Source organism: Dyadobacter fermentans DSM 18053 (assembly GCF_000023125.1).
Taxonomy (GTDB): Bacteria; Bacteroidota; Bacteroidia; order Cytophagales; family Spirosomataceae; genus Dyadobacter; species Dyadobacter fermentans.
This window is the reverse complement of record NC_013037.1, coordinates 3,103,537-3,128,441: the sequence shown is the minus strand read 5'-3', so window position 1 is coordinate 3,128,441 and position 24,905 is coordinate 3,103,537. Positions and strand designations below refer to the sequence as shown.

Sequence of the window (24,905 nt, the reverse complement as noted above, 5' to 3'; positions counted from 1 at the left end):
ATTGGGTGTCACGAAAAAGCTCTTTTTCCGGATGCTTGCAGTCGCGGTGTTTTCCTTACTCACGCTTGCGCATCGCGTTGCCGTGGCGGTGCCGCTGGTGGGGAACGAACAGGGTGTGAATGCAATGATAAGGGGGCATGTGAGTGATGAAAAAGGCGACCCGCTGGCCGGGGTAAGCGTGGTAATTAAAGGCACTTCGCGCGGAACGACTACCAATGCGGCAGGGAGGTATGAGCTGGAAACCGCGTCCGGAGAGGATGCGCTGATCTTCTCTTTTGTAGGCTACCTGTCGCAGGAAATACCGATTGGGGCACGTTCGGAGGTGAACGTGACAATGAAAGTCGATGCCAAAGCATTGAACGAGGTAGTTGTGGTGGGCTATGGTGAAATGAAAAGGGCCGATCTGACGACTGCGCAAACTTCGGTGTCGGCCAGGGACATTGCCCGCACGACCAATACTACTTTGGAACAGGCCATTCAGGGTCGGGCGGCTGGCGTGTATGTGACGCAGAACTCGGGGCAACCGGGCGGCGGTATTTCGGTGAATATCAGGGGTGTCAATTCCATCAGCGGCAGTAATGAGCCATTGTATGTGGTGGATGGTGTACAAATCCAGGGACAGTCGGTGTCGTTCGGGGCGCAGAGCTCTTCCAATCCATTGGCGGGTTTAAACCCGGCCGATATCGAATCGGTGGAAGTGCTGCAAGGGCCGTCTGCTACCGCAATTTACGGCTCCCGGGCCACGAACGGCGTACTCCTGATCACCACCAAAAGAGGCAAATCCGGCGATTCGAAGGTCTCCTATGGATATCAATTCAGCCTTCAAACTCCGCCTAAGCCATTGAAAGTAATGGATTTGCAACAATACGCGCAAATGGTGGGAGAATACCACCAACTTGCTGGCGGTGAAACGCCCGAAGAATTTCTGGACCCTTCACTGCTCGGCAAAGGTACCGACTGGCAGAAGGAATTGTTCAAAAACGCGGCCATGCACAAACACCAGCTTAGCCTCAGCGGCGGCAACGAGCGCACTACTTACTATTTGTCGGGCGAATACCTCAAGCAGGACGGTGTGGCCCTCGGTTCCGGATTTAACCGGTACGCATTCCGCGTCAATCTCGACAATAAACCACGTGAATGGGCGAGCATCGGGGCCAATCTCAGTTTTAACCAAACAAACGATAACCTCACATCCAGCCAGGAAAACATCATTTCAAATGCATTGCAGCTGACGCCGCAAGTGCCGGTCCGGAACCTGGACGGTAGCTGGGGCGGCGGCGATGAAAATAACGGCGCCAACATTTTCGCCCCCGTGAACCCGATCGCCATTGCCAATCTGACGACCAACAAACTGACCAGAAGACAGTTGCTCGGCGGGCTTAACGTCGGTGTCAGGCTCATGGAAGGGCTGCATTTCAGAACGTCGTTCAATACGAACCTGGGTTTTTCCAACTCATCCTACTACATCCCGACTTACAAAATAGGCTGGGCCCAAAACGTAACTGCCTCATATACGAACGGCTCCGGCCTGAATACCTACTGGAACTGGAACCAGTTGGTGGAGTACAACAAACAGTGGGGCAAGCACAGTATCAACCTCATGCTCAGCCACGAATCGCAGGAATCGTCGTGGAAAAACCTGGCCGGATCGAGGACGGGCTTTCTGACGAACGACATCCTCGACCTGGCAGCCGGAGATGCGCTCACTGCCGGTAATTCGGGCGGATCGGGCGAATGGGCAATGGAATCGTATCTGGGAAGGCTTAATTACAACTTCGGCGACCGGTACATCGTGACGGGAACCGTTCGGAGGGATGGGTCTGCCAATTTCGGTGCGGATAATAAATGGGGCTTTTTCCCGTCGGTGTCGGCTGCGTGGCGCGTGTCGCAGGAGCCGTTTTTCAATATTGCAGCGGTAAACGAACTGAAACTGCGTTTTGAAACCGGTGTGACCGGTAACCAGGGCAGCGGGGGCATTTATTCGCCCATGGGTACCGGCGCCACGCCCACCACTACGGGGTTTCTTCCCACCAAATATGCCAATGCAGGGCTGAAATGGGAAGAGACAAAAACAAACAACTTCGGCCTGAACCTGGCCCTGTTCCAGAACCGCATTCAGCTCGAAGTTGACTATTACATCAAAAACACCGACAACCTGCTCATGGAAAAGCCGCTGCCGTGGTACATGGGCACGAATGGGACCGGTGCCGTGGGTTCGCCGACGGTGAACATCGGCGCGTTGCAGAACAAAGGGTGGGGGATCACGGTGAACACCGTCAATGTAAACCGGGGCGGTTTCAAATGGGAGTCGAGCCTGAACATTTCCAGTTTCAAGACTAAAATCAAATCGTTCTATTCCGATGCGGCGTTTGTAGATCGCACTTCCTGGTGGCTCGCCGACTGGACGCAGCGTTGCGAAGTGGGTAAGGCGCCCTGGCTATTCCGCGGCTACATTGAAGAGGGCTTATTTCAAACGGTTGAAGAGATAGAAAACAGTCCATTGCCAGTCGATAACAACGGTGTGAAATTGCCTGTCAATGAAAGTAATATCTGGGTAGGCGATGTGAAATTCAAGGATGTAAACGGGGACGGCATCATCAATGAGAAAGACCAGACGGTAATCGGCAACCCGTGGCCGAAAATGTTCGCGGGATTCACCAATACATTTTCTTACAAAGGTTTCGATTTGAGCATTTTGCTAACGAGTACCTACGGAAACGACGTCTACAATTTCCTGGGCAAGCTCAATACCAATGCCAGTCATATCAACCTGAGCCGGAACTTGCTTATACATGCGATGGATTACGCCCGGCCCGTCACCAACACGGACGGGACGGTCGGGCTGTCGAACCCGGGAACGGACGTCGCGCGCATTTCCAATGGGCCAAACGGCAACTTTGGCCGGCATACCGATAAATGGGTGGAAGACGGCTCGTTTGTTCGCGTTAAAAACATATCGCTAACCTACAACCTGCCGGTTTCGCTTGTGTCGCGGCAGAAGGTGATCAGAGGAGCGCGGCTAACGGTGGGCGCTCAGAACGTCGCAACGCTGACCCGCTATTCCGGGTTCGATCCCGAAGTAGGCGCCTATGTTTCTCGGGACGCCAGCCCTGCTAATCAGGCGATCGGCCTGGATTACGGACGGTATCCGCTGACGGCCGTGTACACATTCAGTTTAGGTTTGGATTTCTAAAAACGGCTGCTAATGAATGACTTTAAAAACATCACCGCCAAACTGATCGCGCTGTTCCCGCTTGTGCTGCTTGTCGCCTGCTCCGGGGATTTTCTGGAACGCCCGCCCAAAGATGCGATCGTAGATGCAGGCTTTTACCAGACCGACGACCAGGTGCTGGCGAGTACGGCATTGCTGTACAGTAAAGTTTGGTTCGATTACAATGACAAGGCATCCTATAATCTGGGCGATTTTCGCGCCGGGACAGCGTTTTCGGCATGGAATGACAGGGGCAATGTGCTTTTCAACACTACCGGGAACACGCCGGAGAACGGTTATGCCTGGCGTTCGTTTTTCATTGTAGTCGGGCAGTCGAACCTGACCATCCAGAACATCCAGAAATATGCAAGCCCCGCCGTTTCGCCAGCCATCAAAAAGCATGCGATTGCCGAAGCACGTTTTATGCGCGCGCTTGCCTACCGTTTCCTGGTCATGAACTGGGGAGCGGTGCCCATCATTGAAAACAACCTCACGCTGCTTTCGGATACAACCGTACAAAGGAACACGCCCAAGAGCGTCTGGAAATTCATCACCGGCGAAATGCGGCAGATCGCCGAAGACCTGCCAGAGAAGCCGCTTCGCACGGGTCGGCTCACGAGATGGTCGGCCGAGGGGATGATGGCCAGGTTCTACCTCACGCGGGCAGGGGTGGAAGCGGGGGCATCAGGGCAGCGCAACCAGGTTTTTCTGGACAGCGCAAAGTACTATGCCGAAAGGGTCATCAAGCTCAGCGGGGCGTCGCTGCTCAGCAAATATTCCGACCTATTTCTTTTTCCCTACGACAACAATGCCGAATCGCTGTTTTCGCTGCAATGGGTGTACTCACCGGGCGCCTGGGGCACACAAAACTCCACACCGGCATATCTCGCATACGGCCCGGATATTGCCAATGGCGATGGCTGGGGCGGCGACAAAGGCGCCACCTGGTGGATGATCCAGCAGTACGAAGGCATCAAAACGGTTTCTGAAAACGTACTTCAGGGCCGGACGGTAGACCAGCGGCTGAAAGCGACATTCATGCTGCCCGGCGCAAGCTATCCCGAGATCACCCAGACGATCCCCGGCGGGAGCCAGAAACTGGTTTTCCCTTTTGCGGGAACAGACAATAACTTCATCGCCATTAAGAAATACATTACCGGAAAGGCAGTTGACGTGAAAGGACAGGCAGCGCAACAGAACTACGGGCACGACACCTATATGCTTCGCCTGGCCGAAATGTACCTGACCTACTCCGAGGCGGTTGTAGGCAACAACGCCTCGACGACGGATGCTACCGCATTGGAATATTTCAATCGCGTGCATACAAGAGCGGGCCTGCCGCCCGCGACGGGAGCGCTCACATTCGACCAGATTTTCAAGGAGCGGATCATTGAATTTGCGATGGAAGGAATGGCGTGGTATGATCTTGTAAGTTTGCATTACTATAATCCTACGAAGGCCTACTCCATTTTGAATGCCCAAGACCGCGGGTTTTTCTTTACCAAACCCGATCGTTTCCCCGATCCGACATCGTGGACATTTACCAAAACAGCCTGGGCGACCGCCGAGCGAAAAATAGATGCAAACAGCGGCAACTTCCTGCTGCCCATCCCGTCGGCTGAGCTCAGTCAGGCACCTAATCTTCAAAAACCGGCCATTGATTATCAGCATTAGCATCCAATATTTTATGAGTAAGACATTTATTTTCGGGATAATATATCGTGCGATCTGCGTGCTGATCGGTGTGCTGGCGGTTTCCTGCCAGAAAGACGACTTGCCGAATGGCGGCGAGCCGGTGATCAAATTCATTCGCGTTACCGATCCGGAATCTGCGGATTCGCTGCTCACAAGCGCGGGACAGGACAAGCTGATCGCCATTGTTGGAGAGAATTTGCATGATGCCCGGGAAATCTGGTTCAACGACCAGCGTGCCAGCCTCACGCCAAGCTACATCACAGCCACAACTATTCTGGTGACGGTTCCGGGCCACATTCCTGGCGAGATTAGTAATAAATTGCGGATCGTCTTCGGCAATGGCAAAATAGTCGAACACGATTTTGAGGTGAAAATCAGCGAGCCGCTCGTTACCTCCATGGTGTGCGAATATGTGCCGGCTGGCAGCATAGCAACCATTCACGGCGATTTTTTCTATGAGCCACTCACGGTATCATTTGCGGGTGGAAAGCCGGGAGCGGTGGTGGCGGTAAAAGACCAGGAAATCCAGGTCACCGTACCCGAAGGCGCCCAGCCAGGTCCAATCACAGTAAAAACGAAGTTTGGTGAGACGAAATCCGATCTCTGGTTTCGCGATAACCGCAACATATTTATCAGCAGCGATCCGTTTACCGGCTGGTGGAATGCATCGTTTGTGGTGTCCAAGCCCGGCCCAGGCGATCCGTCCGCCATTAATGGCAACTATATCCACGTGAAAAAGCCAATCGGTGGCTGGCAATGGACTGAGGTTGCCGGTGGCCCGCCGGATGCAATGGGCGCCATCAGCAAGAACATCCCCGATTCGGCAATCCTGAAACCTGCTGATTATGTCCTCAAATTCGAAGTGAATACGGTTAAGCCTTACAACAATAACGTATTAAAGATCACGGCCGGGCTGGCCGCCGGATTCAACGACAGCCAATACACCTGGCTACCGCCGTACGACACCAAAGGGCAATGGCAGACGGTGACAATCCCATTCCAGGAAATCGCGGCAAGCTACGAAAGCGCCGGGTCCAAGCTTGTTGTGAGTGAGAAAGGCTACTACACACGCTTGCTTTTTCACGGCGGCGGCGATCTGGACTGCGATATGGCATTTGATAATTTCCGGGTGGTGCAAAGGAGGTAAATGAATGGCGCGGCTCAATAGTTAGTTGCAAAGCAAAAGATTGGAAAGTACTTGTATATGGCGTGTAGCGATTAGTCTACACCTGCAACGTTTTTGCGCTATACCGGCACTTAATGGTATACAGTATTTTTGTATTATAATTAACGTTGAGTATCACAAATAGCCCCCGACCGTATTGGCCGGAGGGCTATTTTTTTGGCAGGGTTTAGGCTTGACTTCTTTTTAGTTAGCGTTTCGGTTTTAATATCAGGGAAGTTATTGGCTCGAAAATCAGGGATAGCCTTTGGTTCCGGGCTTTCCTGAAAATGGTTGTTGTGTTTGAAGGGTTATTGAAAAACCCGGTTATTGTTTAATTTTAACTGGATATCGTCCTGGTGGCAGCCGGAAAACGAACGCGAAATAAAAGGGTGTCACTTAAGAAATGCTTAACAAACCATTAACGGAACCCTTAAATGCATTGTGAGAGGAAAATTTTTGCCGTTTTCCTGCAACCTCTTATGAAATTCAGCTCTATTCTCTTTTTAATCTCGTTGCTTATTTTATCGGGCATGGACTGCGCCGCACAAACCCAATCCTACGGAATCGGTTTTGAAAGCTTCGAAGTAGTGCAGGATAAAAGGACCGGCCTCGACCTAAGCCCGGAAGGCCCCGTTTGCTTCGACGGCGACTTTGAGCTGTCCTTTGAACTGTCATTTCTCAGAAACAAAAAGACCTATTTTGGATACATTGTCCGCGTCATCGGCGACGACCGACAGAATATCGACCTGATCTACGACAACAGTTCCGTCAACCAGGACCATTTCAAGCTCATCATCGGCGAACAGTTTTCGCCCGTCGCGTTCGATTTCCGCGGCGACAACCTTTTCTCTAAGTGGAACCGTATTACTTTGCGTTTTCAGAAAAAGCAGCGGCAGATTACTGTCATCTACGGCAATCGGAGTTTTTCTCAACCGGTCAAATATGCAGCGAAAGGTTGTTATAAAATTCTTTTCGGGGCAAATCAATACAAGGAATTCCGAACGACCGATGTGCCACCGATGAAAATCAGGCATGTCGAGCTTCGGGAGAATGGACGACTGGCGTACAATTGGCCGCTGAATGAAACGGAGGGTGTCAAGGCTTCTGAACGAATCCGTCGGAGGTCTGCGCTGGCGGCTAATCCTGTCTGGATCAGAAAGCTGCATTACGAGTGGAAATTGCTAGAAACCGTCACCTTGAAAGGTTATGTGAGGGTAGGGTTTGATGAAAAAGGCAGCAACGTGTTTCTGGTCGCAGAGGATTCGCTCGTGCGGTTCAGTTTGGCTGGTAACCGGTTGACACCAATGCCCTATCGGAGCGGCAAGCAACCAGTTTACGTCGATAATCAGGTCTTGTTCGATAGTCGCAGAAACCGCTTGTACAATGTGTTTTTGAATGAAAAGCAGGTTTCCGCATTCGATACCGCGAGCCGGAGCTGGGACAAAAGTAATATCGCACCACAGGCCAAGACCTATTATCTGCATGCGAACAAGTTCCTTTCCCCAGCGGATTCGTCCATTTACCTGCTGGGGGGCTACGGACACCTTGCATACAAGAAGGAAGTGCAGCGTTATCATTTACCCTCCGGCACCTGGCAACAAGTGCCTCTGCAAGATTCGCTGTTCGCCCCACGCTACCTGGCCGCGTTGGGCGCCACACGTACAGGTGCATACGTCATCGGAGGTTATGGCAGTTCCACCGGCCAGCAAATGCTCAATCCCCGGAATTGGTATGATCTGCTGTACTTCGACCGTGCCGAACGAAAATTTACCAAAATGTATGAGCTGGAAGTGCCCAAGGAGGACTTTGTGTTCGGTAATTCGATGATTATCAATGAAAAAGACAGCTCATATTACGCACTGATCTTTCCAAAGCACCGGTATAGCTCAGAACTGCAACTGATTCGTGGCTCGCTTACTCGGCCGGAGTATACAAGAGTCGGTTCCAAAATTCCTTATCAATTTGTTGACATTGAGTCATTTGTTGATCTGTATTACGACAAGGCCAACGAGCGGTTTGTGGCTGTGACGCTTTACAGGGATGCTAATTTGCAAACGAAGGCCGCTATTTACTCGCTCCACGCCCCGCCATTGGAAACAATCGACCCAGGAGCGGCATCGACTGCAAACGCAGCTGGCGGCGGCCTTTGGATTATTGGGGCGGTGATTGGCGGGTTAGCGCTTGTGTACTGGTTGTATCGCTACATGCCGGGGCAACTGGGCAAACAAAAGGCAACCAAAGCGCCGGTAGTCGGGCCGGTGCAGGTGGAAGAGGCGTCCTTGGCAGCTGATTCAGGCGCGCTGGCACATGAGGAGGAGGTGGCCGAAAAGGCGGTGCCATACAAGAGCTGTATCCTTCTTTTCGGGAATTTGCAGCTCTATGACGAGCATGGAAATGAAATTACGAAACAATTCAGCCCGTTGGTAAAGGAGCTATTCCTGGTAATATTGCTGTATTCGATCCGTGGGGATGGTATCAGCTCCGAAAAATTGAAAGAGCTTCTCTGGTTCGATAAACCTTCGGAAAGTGCCCGAAACAACCGTTCGGTGAACATCGCCAAGCTGAAAGCGATCCTCGACAAAATGAGGCATTGTCAGGTATCGAAAGAAACCGGCTATTGGAAGATCAACATCGATTACGATAAGATCGACGTTGACTATATACATTACCTTTCGCTCATCGGCAACAAGAAACTACTCACCAAGGAAACTATCACAGAGCTTGCGAGTATTACCAGGCGCGGAAACTTCCTCGCGAATGTCGAATACGAATGGCTCGACAGTTTCAAATCCGAGATATCCAACGAAATTGTGGATGCTTACCTGCGCTACGCCGCCTCCGTCAAGGTCTCGGACGACGCGGAATTCCTCGTTAACCTTGCCAACAACGTTTTCCACTTTGATCCGGTGAACGAAGAGGCGATGATATTAAAATGTAAGGCATTGGCGTACTTGGGCAAACATTCCCTGGCGAAAACGACGTTCGAAAACTTCGCCCGCGAGTACAATCGTATTTACGGCGAGGATTTCCGGAAGGACATGCCGGAGGTTTTGCATTCATGATGGTGGGTCGCGAAAATTTCGACGGGTAAAAAAACAGAGACCGCCAAGCGGCGGCCTCTGTTCAAATCACTTAACCCTCATAAAATATTATCCTTACTTAAAAAAACGGGAACTGCTCACACGGCAGCCCCGTCTAAATACAACCGTACCTCAAACATTTATTTGCTCTTGCCGCTTCCCGCCGTTGTGCCGTTGGGGCTCTTTTGTCCGGTCAGCATTTTCAATTCGTTCAATTCGTTTCGTAACTCCGCAATCTGTGCGGTCTGGCCTTTCAACTCCTTCACTGCTTCGATCAGGTGAGGAATAAGTCCGTTGTAGTTCATGGACTTATAGCCATTGTCGTCTGTATTGACCAATTCAGGAAACAACTTTTCCACCTCTTGGGCGATAAGGCCAGTTTGCAAGGTTTGAGTTCTTGTGGTATCCAGCCATCGGTAAGAATATCCCTGTAACTGCGATATTTTCGCTAAGCTGGCAGACAGGTTTTTGAAATCAGTTTTAAGCCTTTTGTCGGATGTCAGGTAGTAGTTATCCATGTAGACCGTACCGTTTTTGTTGGCGACTAGCAACCATTTCCCGCCGGAGTAGAGACCTATTTCATTATCATTTGCCATTCCTACAAAGCTTTCTGCGACACCGGATGAGTTGTTAAAGTAGACCCGAGCCGTTGTGTTGCTATGTTTAATTCTAAGGGGGCTATCAATGTCAAGAATGTACATCGGAGACTTAGAATTTGGGCCAATCCCGACTTTGCCGTTTTTTAGAACCGTAAGGGCATTGCTGCGATTAGCGTTATTAATACCGTTGCCAATTTCGAAAAGTCTGTCCTCGCTGGTGTTGTGAATGGGGTCTGAATTGTCGTTGTAAGATCCCACAGAGATCGAATTCGCGACCTTTGCGATGGTACCAAGACCAAGTGCAATCGCGGCATTTCCTCCCGCCCATGTATCTTTGCCTGCTGCAAAAGAATTTTCACCAATTTGAGGGTTTTCCCAAAAGTCATTGGAAACATATCCTACTCTAAATGCCGCTTTTTTTGGATGCCAGATCAACCTTGAACCAGTGCCCACGGTGGGAAATATATCACCCTTTAATGGATCGCCTAGTAGAACCATAGGGTTGTAGTTAGACAATTTTTTTGTTTCTATTGAGTAGAGCGCGTAGGGAACACTTCGTAGTCGTGTGACGCCAAGATCAACGAAAGCTGGTGGGTTATTTGGACCCGTACTAATTTCTGTTTGTAAAAATAGATTCCCGTGTTCCCAGTCTATTCCGGCCAGTGATCCACCAGTCCCAATGTACGTATCGAAAGAACCGAAAGAATTTGTGATCGCTTCTTTTTCTTCCGAGAACACAACTTCACCCGCCGGATCGTCTCTATGAATAGTAAATCGCAATTGAATAGAACCGTTAGCTATGACTTTGCCGTCGGCATTTCTTGCAACACCCTGAAAGTTGAATGACCTATGCACTTGGGAGAACGCAACAGTCGTAGCAACTCCCAGCAAAAAGACAACCGCAAACAACATCTTCCCCAGCGAGGTATAAAACCATCTTCGCTTAACTATCAAATATATCCTGCCACGGAAAAGCATTAATGATCCATTTCTCATAAACCAGCTTGAATAAATGTGTGACTTGAATGTTTGCCTATTCGATGTTTGAAAAACAGAGACCGCCGAACTGGCGGCCTCTGTGTGAACCGCAGCTTAACCCCTCACTGAAAAGTGTGTCTTACACCTTTTCTGCCGACGGGAGTCTCTATCTGAATAATGAAAGAGCCCGGATTCGGTAGCAAGATGGAAGTCTCACTCGCTGGCGATTCTATATGGACCAGCTTGTTCCCAAGCTGATCGTAGAGGAATACACGTTGAGTTTTTTCTGGTAGCACAAGGCTTATTTTGTTCTGCCTGGAAGGATTCGGGTAAACGACGAACCTGTCGAGGCTTTCTTTTTCGTGGATAAGGGAAATGATCTTGCTGTATGTGTAGGAGTCATCGAAGTCTACCTGGCGCAGGCGATAGTAGCTGGTTGTGTTAAATGTCTCGTCCACAAACCGGTAACTCTGTGCCGTGTTGCTATTCTTCGCGCCGTCTACCCAAGCCAGCAATTCCCATTTTTTTGCATCGGTTGATTTTTGTATTTCGAACCCCAGGTTATTTAATTCTTCTGCTGTTTTCCATTGCAGCTCGGCGTGGCCGGAAGCGGTAAGCCGGGCCTCGAAACTGATCAGCCGGACAGGCAGTGCCGACAGTTCTGCAAACGTATTGAGATTCCCCAGTACCCACGTTACGCTCACCCCATTGGCGGAACCGGAAGCGCTGGCGGCATATATCCCGCCGGGAGATATTGATTGTGCCCATACGTGGGAAGCTGATAACATCGTGAACAGTATAAAAAATCGGTGTTTCATCTGGTGCTCAATTGACAGTTGATAGATGCGTAACCGGCCGGTCTGCGAAATCAATGACGGAATATCGGGAGGGAGATTCTCGTTCAAAGAAAATAATAAACGATCGGCCTGGAACGGACGAGTAAACGGTATTTTTCGTGGTTCTGAAATCCTATTTGCCCATCCACTTCCCTCCATTTGTGACATAGAACAGCTTGTACCCGCCGCATGCCTGCTCCCTAACCGCGGATTTGCCTTTTGATCATTGAGCCAGTAACACTGCTCATCGATTTATGAAATCTCTTCTGAACACGCCAAGTTGCCTGCTCCAACCCGCACTCGGGGCTGGTCAGTATTCATACAAACACAACTAAGCGATGGAAAAAAAGGATTTACTAAAAATTGTCTTTGCGTTGTTTCTGGTGACTTTTTTTGCCGGGAAGATAAATAGGGAAACGGCTCCCCCGCCTCCAAAAGGTAAGGAGGTAGCACAGCCACACCTTACGCCGAAAAAGGAGCTAGAAGGAAGCAATGTCGACAACGCGAAGATCATGCAAATCATCTCCGAGCGCGAATATCATATTACAAAGGATGCCCAGGGACGTCTCCAGAGCCCGAACCGCGAGCAGAATCTCCGGGCATACTATAAGCCGGGAAGATTGACTATCGAAAATCGCCGGGCCGACGCGGGAAATCATTTCAGCCTACAATTAATTAATAAGGGAATTTATGCCGATGGCGAAAAGCTGTACACGCCGGAGATAAATGCTGCGCAGGAGCCTTCATCCAATGAGTTGAAAATCGCACATGGCGCTTTTACGGAGGAATTTATTAATACGAAGGAAGGGATCAGGCAGAATTTTGTGATCCACAGGGCTCCGAAGGGAACCAAGCATCTTGCGGCGCATCTTCGTGCCGAAGGTCTGGAAGTAGAGGATCGCGGGAACGATGAACTGCGCCTTTATGCAAACAGCGGCGGTGAAAAACGTCTTCGATTGATTTATAATGATATTCACTGCTGGGATGCTAACGGAAAGGTGCTGGAATCATCGCTTGGTTTTCGGGACGGGGAAATTGTTCTGGATGTGAATGCAGCAGAGGCAGACTACCCGGTCACAATCGATCCTATTATTGCCAACGGAAATCCCGGTAATGCTGCCGCAACGGTGCAGGGCGACCAGAGCGCCGCGGGATTGGGCTGTTCCGTGTCCAGTGCAGGCGATGTGAACGGTGATGGTTACAGCGATGTCGTGGCTGGGGCCTACGCTTATGATAATAGTGAAGCAAATGAAGGGGTCGCGTTTGTTTTCCACGGATCTGCCGCTGGAATTTCGTCGACGCCCGCCATTATTCTGGAAGCCAACCAGGCAGGCGCGCAGTTTGGATTTTCGGTAGCGGGGGCGGGGGATGTGAACAACGATGGTTTCAGTGATGTGGTGATCGGTGCACCCAAATATTCGAATGTTGAGGTGGAAGAGGGAGCGGCGTTCGTTTATTATGGATCGTTGTCCGGCTTGTCGCAATCGTCGGTAACGGTCCTGGAATCGGGTCAGGATAATGCGAATAGCGGCTATTCTGTCGCGACAGGCGGTGATGTAAACCGGGATGGATTCAGCGATGTGCTCGTAGGGGCTCCATTTTTTGATATGGGTGAAGACAATGAAGGTGTTATTTTCGTATACAATGGTTCCGGAACCGGCGTAGCTAATGTTGCGGTGAGTTTCGGGCAAAGCAATTTTGCAGGAGGAATGCTTGGATTTTCCGTCGCTTGTGCGGGTGATGTGAACGGCGATGGATACAGTGATGTGATAGCCGGGGCGCTTGGTTATGAGGATCAGGCGGTGTCCAATACAACCGGTGCTGCATTTATTTACCATGGTTCGGCAATCGGATTTTCTTTTAATAAAAAACTATGGGCCAATACGGATGCCAATATGGGATTCTCGGTAGCAGGAGCAGGTGATGTGAATGGCGATGGATACAGCGATGTGGTCGTAGGCGCGAACAAACACCGGGAAGACGATGGAGCTGCGTATGTATTCCATGGTTCGGCTGTCGGAGTAAATTCCACGATTGCGACCACACTCACGATCGTGGATTCCGACTCGCAAATGGGCAATTCGGTTGCTTGCGCGGGTGATGTCAATGGTGATAATTTTAGCGATATCATCGTAGGTGCACCGAAGTTTTCGGACGGACAAAGCCTCGAAGGTGCCGCATTCATCTACCAGGGCTCGCTTGCAGGGGTAAATGATGTGGCGGTATCTACAATCCAGGGAAACCAGGCTTCTGCAAGTATGGGTTTCTCGGTAGCAAGCGCTGGTGATGTAAATGGGGATGGTTACAGCGACGTTTTCGTAGGTGCTTACACGTATGATTTGGGCCAAACTACCGAGGGGTGTGCATTTGTGTATCACGGTTCGGCCGCCAGCTCCGCTACTGCATTCAAGATTACGAAGGAAATGAATCAAGCAGATGCATCCTTTGGCTATTCGGTGGCCAGTGCCGGGGATGTGAACGGGGACGGTTTCAGCGATGTAATAGTAGGTGCACCGCTATTCGATCAGGGCGAGGTGGATGAAGGCGCCGTTTTTGTATTTCATGGAAGTATTTCAGGTTTGTTGTTCGTCGGCGGAAGCTTTGAGGGAAACCAGCAGGGTGCGCGAATGGGTTTCTCGGTAAGCTGTGCAGGTGACATGAATGGTGATGGCTTCAGCGATGTGATCGTGGGGGCGCCGGTCTATAATAATGGAGAGGCAAACGAGGGTGCAGCATTCATCTTTAAAGGGGATGCCACAGGCGTCAGCTTTGGTTGGTGGCAATTGATTTTGGATGCTGATCAGGAGGATGCTCGTTTTGGTTATTCGGTTGCTGGAACCAGTGATGTGAATGGCGACGGGTACAGCGATGTGATCGTGGGTGCGATATTGTACGATCACGACCAAATTGATGAAGGAGCGGCATTTGTCTACTACGGCTCTTCGCAAGGTATTGACCTTTCTCCCAGCGAGCCCATTAATCACGATCAGTCAGGTTCTATCATGGGATACGCTGTAAATGGTGCGGGAGATTTAAATGGCGATGGTTATAGTGACGTAATTGTAAGCGCGCCCGGATATACGCAAACCCAGGATGGTGAGGGAATAGTGTTCGTTTACTACGGTTCGCCAACTGGGATCAATTACAATACGAGCCAGTCATTTGTGGGAAATCAATTACAGGCTAACCTGGGCTCCGCCGTGAGTGGAGCAGGAGATGTGAATGGCGACGGTTTCGGCGATATTGTGATCGGTGCAGTAGGGTATTTTAATGGAGAACTCAACGAAGGAGCGGCACTCATCTACCATGGTTCCGCTGCCGGTGTGGGCAAGGACCCTACTATAATTTTAGACAATAACCAAAGCGATTCTCGCATGGGCTACGCGGCCGCGAGCGCGGGAGATGTGAACGGTGATGGTTACAGCGATATCATTGTGGGAGCCTACGCCTACAACTTCGGCAATGGCGAAGAGGGTGTTGCTTTTGTGTACCACGGCTCGCCAACAGCCATGGACGCGCATGCCGAAGCGACCATAAGGTTAAATCAGGTAGGAGCCCAGTTTGGCTTTGCGGCAGCCGGTGCAGGTGACGTGAATGGCGACGGATACAGTGATGTGATCATCGGTGGACGTCATTACGTGAATGGACAAAACAATGAGGGAGGTGCATTTGTATATCTTGGCAATCAAGGCAATGCGGCGGGTACCCGCAACAACCTGCTCCTGTACAACCCCGACCTCGTCAATCTGATCGATCACAGTACCGTTGCCAAGGCCGAGTTTGGAATCGGATTGCGGGAGAAGTCGTTTTTGGGACGGACGAACGCTAAGCTGGTCTGGGAGTCCGGGAAGGAGGGAGAGAGCTTTTCGAACGTGCCGATCACAAACAGCACGCAGTTTACGGGGCAAAATGCGGGTTACACGGACCTGGGTACCTTAGGTATTCAGCTAATGGACATCGTTGTCAAACAAGGCAAAGCGACGAAGGTCCGCGCCAGAACCAAATATGATCCCGTTACAGCCATTACCGGCCAAATGTACAGCCCGTGGCGGTATATTGTCACCTTGTCGTCCGGCGGGAGTGTGAATGAGGGGACGCCGCTTCCTGTGACCCTGGTGAGCTTTGTGGCCAGGGCGGTAGAAAAGCAGGTGGATCTCGAATGGGTCACTTCGTCGGAAATCGATAGCAAAAGCTTTGAAATTCAGAGAAGCGTTGATGGGAAAAGCTGGATGACTATCGGTGAAGTAGCAGCGAGGAATGAGGCTAACGGGGAGAATCGGTACAATTTTGCTGATGGCCAACCGGTTTCAGGAAAGAATTACTACCGGTTGAAAATGGTGGACATTGATCTCAGCTATGCTTTCAGCAGCATTCAGTCCGTGACATTTGATGGGCTCGCAGGCGCCTCGGTGACCGTTTATCCCAATCCAGCATCGCATCAGATACAAATCCAGGGCAATCCCGAAGGCGTTTCTGCATTGCAGCTTGTCAATGCGGCGGGGCAGATCTTTTTCGAAAGCGGCAAGTTTACGCCCGAATTGAATGTGGAGAAACTGCCGGCAGGAACCTATCTGCTTGTGATTTCTTATCAGGATGGGCGACGGGAGTCGGTGAAAATTGCATTGAATAAAGACCTGTAATCATCCACATCTGCTCACGGAAGCAGAAGTGCATTTCGACCTGGATGCACTTCTGCTTTTGTGTAACATCAACAATGACTGAGTTGAAATCCACTACACAACGCCATTCATATGTCCGAGTTTGATGCCGGCGCCGATGACTCACGGATCGGAGATTTGAATGCACCGGCCAGGCCAACCGTAAAATCACCGGTTTGGGCAATGGTGATGCTTGCTTTTTGTGCACTTTTGAGATTTTGTGACCCGATTATTTTTGGTAAAAAGAGACAGGTCACAGTCGAAAAAGGAAGAAATAACTTAAAGTTAATAGGGAAAAAAGAGCGAGGCATTTCGTATCCCGACGGCCATAAGGAGGCTGCCGCTGATTCGAGCCAGGGCATTTTTTACCTGTTTCGGTAAGAGGCGATTTTGGCATACAACTCGGCCGGGCTGAACGGCTTGCTGATGTAATCGTTCATGCCGACGGTGAACGCGATGTCCTTAATATCCATCATGGCCGAAGCCGTGAGTGCGATAATGGGTAATTGCCTGTATTTCTCGCCCGGAAGATGGCGGATATGGTGAGTCGCTTCGTAACCGTCCATTTCGGGCATTTGAAGGTCCATCAGAACGAGATCGTAGTCGTTTGCCTGTACTTTTTCGAGTGCTACGCGGCCGTTTTCGGCGAGGTCATATTGTACATTCCATTGCTTCATGAAATTTTTCATCAGCAAGACATTTATATTATTGTCTTCCACGATGAGCAGTTTCATGCCCTGCAAGTCGAAATGATTGGCGGGTGCTCCGTTGGCGAGTTCGGTGAGGTGCTTTTCGCTGATCGGGAATGACAGGCTGAAATAGAACGCAGAGCCGTTGCCCTGCTCGCTGTCGACGTGGATGTTGCTTTTTTGAAGTTCCAGTAGGCGTTTAGTGATCGTCAGACCCAGCCCGGAGCCGCCGTATTTCCGGGTTGTGTCGGATGTGGCCTGCGTAAAACTGTCGAAGATGTTTTCCAGTTTTTCGGGCGGGATGCCGATACCGGTATCCTCTACACGAAAGTCGATCGTGACATGTTTATCCGCACGTGCCGATACCGCTGCGGAAATGGTGACTTTGCCGCTTTCAGTGAATTTTACCGCATTGCTGACCAGATTCGTCAGTATTTGTCCCAGCCGCGTAGGGTCGCCCACCACCATGATATTGACATCATTACTCACTTTCAGTTTCAACATAATGCCCTTTTCGTTGGCCTTTTGCAGCACACCCGAACGGATGTTTTCAAGCAACGCGAGTACATTGAAATCAACTTCCTCAAACTCAATTTTGCCGGCTTCGATCTTGCTGAAATCCAGAATGTCGTTGATCAGTACCAGGAGGTTTTCTGCCGAGAATTTTAGAATGTTCAGATACTCCATTTGCTCAGGTTTGGGGTCTTGCTGCAAAAGCAAATGGGTAAAACCAATCACCGCGTTCATGGGCGTTCGGATCTCGTGGCTCATCGTCGAAAGGAATTGTGACTTGGCAACGGCGGCCATTTCAGCCTGTTCCTTTGCTTTGATCAGCTCCTGCTCGGCTTTTTTCTGCTCGTCGATGTCCATAATGGCGCCGTAAAGCTTCGTCACCCTGCCACCGGAATCGATCAGCGGCTTGCCGATCGCATGGATGAATTTTACGCGGCCATCGGGTAAAACGATCCGCAGATGGAAACTGGCCGGTTTCAGTTCATTGATCGCGTCGCGGATATGCGATTTGTAAAGAAGCATATCGTCGGGATGGATCATTTTAGAGAAAAGCTCGGTTTCCGGCCCGGCGCTCCCGGGTTCAAGGCCGAAAATGCGGAATGCTTCGTCCGACCAATAATTCTGGCCCGTAATGAGATCGGCCTCCCAACTGCCGCTGTGCGTGAGCTGCTGGGACTCGGCGAGCATGGCTTCGTTCCGACGGATCAGTTCCTCGGCCCTTTTGCGGTGCGTAATGTCGTGCCAGACAACCAGGAGCACCTTTTTGCTGCTGATCATGACCGGATTCAGGGTCACTTCAACGGGGAATTCCTCGCCATCCATTCGCTTATGGACCCATTCAAAACGATTGTATCCGTTTTCATAGGCGAGCCGGTCCATTTCAATGGATTTTTCGGAGGAACGCCGGCCATCAGGCTGGAATTCGGGCGAAAACCGCGCCGGATGAATAGAAAGCAATTCACTTTTATTTTTGCATTTCAGCATTTTGACGGCCGCCTCGTTGCAATCCGTAATCCCGCTTTCGTCCAATAGTAAATGCGCATCGGTGGAATATTGAAAGATTACACTGAGTTTTTCTTCCACCAGTTTTCGCTGGGTGAGGTCCTGCAAAACGCCATCGAGTTTGCCGGGTTGTTCTTTTTGCATCATATTGTCATGAATATCGCTGACAGAACCCACCATTCGTTCGGGTTTGCCGTTTTCAAACCGCACATTTCCACGGCATTCGAAATAGCGGTAATCGTTATTTTTGGTTTTTAGTCTTACATGTACCAGATACGGTACATTGTTTTCGAGCTGTTCGCGTATGGCATCGGCGACGATACTTTTGTCTTCTGGATGTACCAGTTTTTGCGTAAATGATTCATAGCCAGTCGGAATTTCGCCCGGCTGGTAGCCCAGAAGTTCGAAAAACCGGTCGGACCACACTTGTTTGCCCGTGTTGAAATCCCAGTCCCATATCCCGGCGTTGATCCCGGAAATGACCATATCGAGCGATTCGGCAGAGAACTTGGATGGCATAGCGGACATATAGAATTAATTCGTATAAAATTAAAACAATTCCCCAATCTCAATGCAATTAAAAGAAGCTTGCCGGTATTTTTTACCAAATGTGGTATCCCAAAAATTCAAGCAATTGAAATGCTTAACTTTAGCACGACTGCAATCACATGCCTTTAATTTAATAAAATAACCTTTTGATTTTTTAGTCTGCCCAGTTGATAAACTGATCGTGGAGGATTTCAGGGTAAGCGCAATCTTTATCTGTCCGTGAAAAATTTACGGTCAATTTGTTAGCCCTAACCTCAACTGCACGCTAATGATGGCTACTTCGAAAATAATTTCGGTTCTTTATGTTGACGACGAAATTCACAACCTCAATTCGTTTAAGGCAACATTCCGAAAAGAATTTAATGTACTCGTTGCAGGATCTGCTATTGAAGCACTCAGAATATTGGATGAGAATTTAGTACATATAGTGATCAGCGACCAGCGAATGCCTGACGTCACTGGCGTGGAGTTTTTAAGAGAAGTTTTGCTTCGATGTCCGGATGCATCGCGGGTACTGTTGACAGGATTCACGGAAGTTAGTGCCATTAGTGAAGCGCTAAGCAAAGGCGAAGTGCATTACCGGATGGAAAAGCCGTGGGATGAAGATCAGATCCGCGACGCAATTAACGGTTCTTATGAAATATTCTTGTTGAGAAAGTGCGGTGCAAGGCTTCCGTTGTAGATGTTGCCGGCGAGCTGGACTTCCATTTTGAGACAGAATCTTCTGTCCTGAGTCGCCGATTTGCCGAAATGGATGCGTTGCGACGGCGCACTGAACACCACTAGGCGGAATTGATCAAGGACCGGCTGGGGCACACCGGCACTGGCGGTACGCTCGCATCCCTGCCAGCATTTCTGAGCAATAAATCTTTCAAAACCCTTGCGTTTTAATTTTCAATAAGTTTACTTTGTCTATCATATTTATAGACTAATATTTGTGTGTTTGCCAGATTAACCACCAGTCAGGCACGACATTGTCCAAAATTCTTATCGTACCTATGAAAACGAAAGATGTACTTCTTATCCGGCGTTCACGTCGCGGATGGATGGTGGTTTCCAAATGTCCCCGTTCCACAGCTGCTTGCTGTTCCTGTTGTTGATCCCTCATTTCCTGAATCATTCATAACGGTTTCACCGGTCGGCATAAGAGGCATATGCAGATCCGGAACCCTCATCGCGTATACACCGCCGAAGTGTCGCAGGTGATGCGTATATGTATTAGGGTTAGTATGCCTATGCCTCGATTTCCCATTTTATTATCACAAATAATGATCAAACATCTATTCCGCCTGTTCTTGCTGACGGGCTTGGTATTCACAGGCTTTGACCGTGCTCTGGCGCAGGACGCCATTACCGGTGTGGTTAAGGACGAATCCGGGCAGGGATTGCCCGGCGCAACGGTGGTCGAAAAAGGCTCTGCCAAATATGCCCTGACAGACATCGACGGCAAATTCAGCATTCCGCCGGCCAAGGAGTTTCCATTTACATTGCAAATCAGCATTACCGGTTTCCAGCAGCAGGAAATCGAGATTTACGAACAACCCGCCGAGGCGGTGGAAGTGGTGCTTAAGACCGCTAACCTGCTCGACGAGGTGGTGGTAGTGGGCTACGGAGAGCAAAAGCGGAAGGACATTACCGGTTCGGTGGCTTCGGTTCCGATTGAAATTAAAAGCCAGCCGGTTGCATCGGTAGAGCGGCTGTTACAGGGCTCCGTGGCGGGCGCGGTGGTGACGCAAACGTCCGGGCAGCCGGGCGGAGGCGTGAGCGTGCAGATACGCGGTAACAACTCGATCACCGCGGGAAGCGATCCATTGTATGTCATAGACGGCTTTCCCATTAACAACGACTACAACCTCACCGACGCCGGTGTTACGAACGGTTCGAAGATCAACCCGCTTTCTTCCATTAACACGGCGGATATCGAAAACATCGACGTGCTGAAAGATGCTTCTGCCACAGCGATTTACGGTTCGCGCGGGGCGAACGGGGTCGTGATTATCACCACCAAAAGCGGGAGCAAAAACAAATCGTCTATCAATTATGACGCCTTTTACGGTTCGCAAAAAGTACTGCGCACGTTGCCATTGCTCAATGCCGCACAATGGTGGCAGCTGCGCAAGGACGCGGCGGGCAACTCAGGGAAAACGGCCTCTGTGCCTACTATCGCGGGTTATTCGCTCGATACCACCGGCGTGGGTACCGACTGGCAGGATGCCGCTTTCCGTAGCGCGTCCATTCAGAGCCACAACCTTTCGATTCTCTCGGGATCGGACAAAACGAAGCTTGCGATTTCGGGTAACTATTTCAAACAGAATGGTATCCTGCAAAATACGGACTTCCGCCGTTTCTCGGCGAGGATCAATCTGGACCACCAGTACAGCGATCGCCTGCGCATTTTCACAAGCCTGAATGCGAGCAACACCAAGGCAAATGTGGCGCCGGCCGCCATCGTGGCCAACCTGCTGCTGACGCCGCCCGCATTGCCCATTTACCAGAATGACGGCTCATTTGTCGTGAACAGCCCATTCGAATCGGCTTTGCAAAACCCCATTAACTCGCTTTATAACCAGCTGAACGAGACGATTACCAACCGGTTTTTGGGCAATGTTTCGGGTGAATATACCCTTGCGGAGGGCCTGAAAGCGAAAGTGCTGATCGGTGCAGACATTGTGGGCAACAAGCAGAACCGTTACCTGCCTAGTACTACGTCGGAAGGTCAGGCGCTGAGCGGTAATGCGATTGTAGGGTCGATTTTTACGACCAACTGGCTGAACGAGAATACGATAAGCTACGACAAGGAGATTAACGAGAAGAACAAAATCAATGCGGTAGCGGGTTTTACGGCACAGGTTTCCCAAACCAAAGGGGCCATTGCGGAAGCGGCCGGCTTCGCGACAGACGATTTTGAATATAACAACCTGGCAACAGGTATTACCAACATCGCACCCCGCTCGCTGGCCGATAAATGGGCCCTGGCGTCGTATCTGGGCCGGATCAACTACATTTTCGACGAGCGCTACCTGTTCACATTCACCGTGCGTGCGGATGGTTCGTCGAAATTTGGTAGCGGCAACAAATGGGGTTATTTCCCGTCGGCGGCGATCGGCTGGAATGTGAATGAGGAAAAATTCTTCCAGCGGTTCAAAAAGATCAGCCTGCTGAAACTGCGACTCAGCGCCGGACAGACTGGTAATCAGAGCATTCCGTCGTACCAGTCGCTGTCGCAGCTCAGCTATTTCCGTTACAACTTCTCGAATACGACCGTCTCCGGCTTTGCGCCCAATACGGTGCCGAACCCGAACCTCGGCTGGGAAAAAACATTCCAGACAGACTTTGGAGTGGACCTGGGTTTATTTAAAAACCGCATCAACATTATCGCCGACTATTACTACAAGAAAACGACCGATTTGCTGCTAACACGCACCGTTCCAGGTACTTCCGGGCTTTCGGATTTCTATAATGGCCAGGCGTCCGTGGTGTATCAGAACATTGGAGCAGTGTCGAATCAGGGTATTGAGTTATATGTCAATTCAAGGAACCTGGAAGGTGCTTTCAAATGGAACACGATTTTTATTGTTTCAAAAAACACCAACAAAATCCTGAGCCTGGGCGACGGTGTGGACCAGATCATTCCGGTCATTTCCGCGCCATCCATTGCGAAAGTGGGCTATCCGCTGGGTTCATTCATCGTGTACCAAACCGACGGAATCATTCAGGAAGGTGATGCGCCGCTGACGCCGCAGCAAAACAAAAGCCCGGGCGGCCAGAAGTACAAGGACATTAACCGTGACGGCGTGATTACCCAGGCAGGCGACCGGGTGGTAGTGAAAAACCAGCCGGCATTAACAGGCGGTATCACCAACACATTCAATTACAAGGGATTTGACCTCACGATTTTCTTCCAGGCATCGCTTGGCGGCAAGCTCTACAATGCGAACCGCGCCAACCTTGAACTCGGAACAGGCTACGTGAATGCTTCCACCGTGGTACTCGACCGCTGGACGCCGACCAACACGAACACCGACGTGAAGGCAGCCTACCAGGACCCCGCGATCACGATTTCCGACCGGTTTATCGAAGACGCGACTTACTATCGCCTGAAAAACCTCTCGCTGGGCTACAACTTCCCGAAAGAGCTGTTGTCGAAACTGCACATTGAAAACCTCCGCATTTACGTATCGGCGCAAAACCCGAAAACCTGGACAAAATACACCGGTTTCGATCCCGAAGTGAGCCTGAACGGGCAGTCGCTGATCAACAAGGGCGTGGATCAGGGCGTGTATCCGAACAACAAATCGTACCAGGCAGGTCTGTCCCTCACATTCTGATAACCACCATTCAAAATTGATTGAAATGAAAGCATTTAAATATATTCTGTTGGGTTTCACGGCATTTGCGTCGCTTTCCTGCGAGGAATTCCTGAAAGAGGAGCCCGAGGCATTTTTGTCAGAAGAGCAGTATTACAAGACGCAGGCGGATGCCGTCAATGCCGTGAATGCGGTGTATTTCTTCCTGAATTCGGGAGGGTCTTCGGTTCAAACGCCTTATAATACGCTTTTTAACACGGGTATGAACATGGCAGGCGACGACGAAGATCCGGGGCCGGGTGCCACCAATCCCGACGTGCGTTCGCTATCCGTGCTGGCGCATTCGTCCACCAATCTTCGGATTTACGAAATCTGGCAGCAGCATTATGCCGCTATCAAAAAAGCGAATGTGGTGCTGGAAAAAGTGCCTGCCATTCAGTTTGATGAGGCTCTGAAAACGCGTTTGCTGGGTGAGACCAAATTCCTGCGTGCATTGTATTATTTCAACCTGGTGCGCTTGTATGGCGACGTTCCGTTGATTCTCGAATACCAGAAATACGTGAATGCATCGGATTATGAAGTCGCCAAATCGCCATCGGCGGACATTTATGCGCAAATCGAGAAAGACCTTACGGAAGCCGCAGCCGTGCTTCCGGCTAGCTATGCGTCGCCGAATGTGGGGCGTGCCACGGCCGGTGCTGCCAAGGCGTTGCTTGCGAAAGTGTACCTGGCGGAGGCTTCGTTTCCGTTGAAAGTGAGTGCAAAATACCAGTCGGCGGTGAACAAGGCGGAGGAAGCGCTGTCGGCTGCTGACGGCGGTACGGGAAATTATGGTTACGACCTTGTTACGAATTATGCCGAAGTTTTCCTGCCTGCATTCAAAAACAACAAAGAGCACATTTTCTCCGCACAATTTAAGTCCAACTCGCTCGCACAAGGCAACAACGAATGGCCACGCTCGATCCTGGCCGGCGTGCCGGGCCTGAATGGCAACTACGCCCACATGGTGCGGTACTACACGCAGGGCAACGACAAGTTTTTCAGCGTTTACAAATTGTATAAGCCTGGTGATAAGCGTCGTGACGTTACCTTCGTGAGGAGCTTCACCAGCCCGTCAAACGGCCGCAAGTATTCGCTTCCGATCGTCAATGCGGCCGTACCGAACGATTCGACGCCATTTTGGAATAAATATGCCGATCCTTCATCGACGGCTGTTACAAACCAGTCGGCAGCCAATGTCCCCATTATCCGCTATGCCGAACTGCTGCTGATCCACGCGGAGGCCGAAAACGAAGCGAACGGCCCTACGCAAAAAGCCTACAAATCGCTGAATAGGGTCCGTAACCGCGCGGGCCTGCCCAACCTAACTACCGGGCTGACGAAAGACCAGTTCCGCGACTCGGTATACCTCGACCGTCGCCTGGAACTCACCTACGAATACCAGCGCTGGTTTGACCTGATCCGCCAGCGCGACGCTGCCTACAACAGCACGTTCGTAGCCAACCAGCAAAAAGTAGGCAAAACCAACGCCGCACCGAAGCACGTGTTCTACCCGATTCCGCAGTCGGAAATAGACAATAATGCTTTGCTGAAACAAAACCCGCTTTGGGAATAGGGCAGGCA

The 24,905-nt window shown here is 50.6% G+C and carries 11 protein-coding genes; 8 read left to right on the top strand and 3 right to left on the bottom strand.

Annotated elements, in window-relative coordinates:
• Positions 1-31 precede the first annotated feature (31 nt).
• The 4 genes from DFER_RS12505 to DFER_RS12490 all read left to right on the top strand — a co-directional run bounded on the left by DFER_RS12505 (position 32) and on the right by DFER_RS12490 (position 9,133).
• A complete protein-coding gene (locus DFER_RS12505) occupies positions 32-3,193 on the top strand; it encodes a SusC/RagA family TonB-linked outer membrane protein (protein WP_187293463.1) in 3,162 nt (1,053 codons plus the stop codon).
• A gap of 12 nt (positions 3,194-3,205) precedes the next feature.
• Positions 3,206-4,885 carry a RagB/SusD family nutrient uptake outer membrane protein gene (locus DFER_RS12500; protein ID WP_015812000.1) on the top strand — a complete coding sequence of 560 codons (1,680 nt, stop codon included), beginning with the start codon at positions 3,206-3,208 and terminating at the stop codon, positions 4,883-4,885.
• A gap of 13 nt (positions 4,886-4,898) precedes the next feature.
• Entirely contained in the window at positions 4,899-6,053 is a 1,155-nt protein-coding gene (locus DFER_RS12495) for a glycan-binding surface protein (protein ID WP_015811999.1), read from the top strand.
• Between the two features lie 497 nt (positions 6,054-6,550).
• A complete protein-coding gene (locus DFER_RS12490; protein WP_015811998.1) occupies positions 6,551-9,133 on the top strand; it encodes a transcriptional regulator in 2,583 nt (860 codons plus the stop codon).
• A gap of 158 nt (positions 9,134-9,291) precedes the next feature.
• Here DFER_RS12490 and DFER_RS29235 read toward each other — a convergent pair whose 3' ends face one another.
• Positions 9,292-10,746, bottom strand: a complete 1,455-nt coding sequence (locus tag DFER_RS29235) for a tail fiber domain-containing protein (RefSeq protein ID WP_083769111.1) — start codon at positions 10,744-10,746, stop codon at positions 9,292-9,294.
• A 104-nt stretch (positions 10,747-10,850) separates the two neighbouring features.
• Positions 10,851-11,546: a T9SS type A sorting domain-containing protein gene (locus DFER_RS12480; protein ID WP_143828728.1), complete on the bottom strand. Its 696-nt coding sequence runs from the start codon at positions 11,544-11,546 to the stop codon at positions 10,851-10,853.
• Between the two features lie 356 nt (positions 11,547-11,902).
• Between DFER_RS12480 and DFER_RS12475 the strand changes: the two genes are divergently transcribed.
• Positions 11,903-16,204, top strand: coding sequence for an FG-GAP-like repeat-containing protein (locus DFER_RS12475; RefSeq protein WP_015811995.1), 4,302 nt, complete (start codon positions 11,903-11,905; stop codon positions 16,202-16,204).
• A gap of 383 nt (positions 16,205-16,587) precedes the next feature.
• Here the strand turns inward: DFER_RS12475 and DFER_RS12465 are convergent, their stop codons facing one another.
• Complete coding sequence (locus DFER_RS12465; protein WP_015811993.1) at positions 16,588-18,945, bottom strand: PAS domain-containing hybrid sensor histidine kinase/response regulator; 2,358 nt, start codon at positions 18,943-18,945, stop codon at positions 16,588-16,590.
• A gap of 298 nt (positions 18,946-19,243) precedes the next feature.
• Between DFER_RS12465 and DFER_RS12460 the strand changes: the two genes are divergently transcribed.
• From DFER_RS12460 to DFER_RS12450, 3 genes are all read left to right on the top strand, one after another.
• On the top strand, positions 19,244-19,657 hold the full coding sequence (locus DFER_RS12460; RefSeq protein WP_015811992.1) for a response regulator: 414 nt from the start codon (positions 19,244-19,246) through the stop codon (positions 19,655-19,657).
• Between the two features lie 586 nt (positions 19,658-20,243).
• Positions 20,244-23,303, top strand: coding sequence for a SusC/RagA family TonB-linked outer membrane protein (locus tag DFER_RS12455; protein WP_015811991.1), 3,060 nt, complete (start codon positions 20,244-20,246; stop codon positions 23,301-23,303).
• A 25-nt stretch (positions 23,304-23,328) separates the two neighbouring features.
• Positions 23,329-24,897: a RagB/SusD family nutrient uptake outer membrane protein gene (locus DFER_RS12450; protein WP_015811990.1), complete on the top strand. Its 1,569-nt coding sequence runs from the start codon at positions 23,329-23,331 to the stop codon at positions 24,895-24,897.
• Positions 24,898-24,905 lie beyond the last annotated feature (8 nt).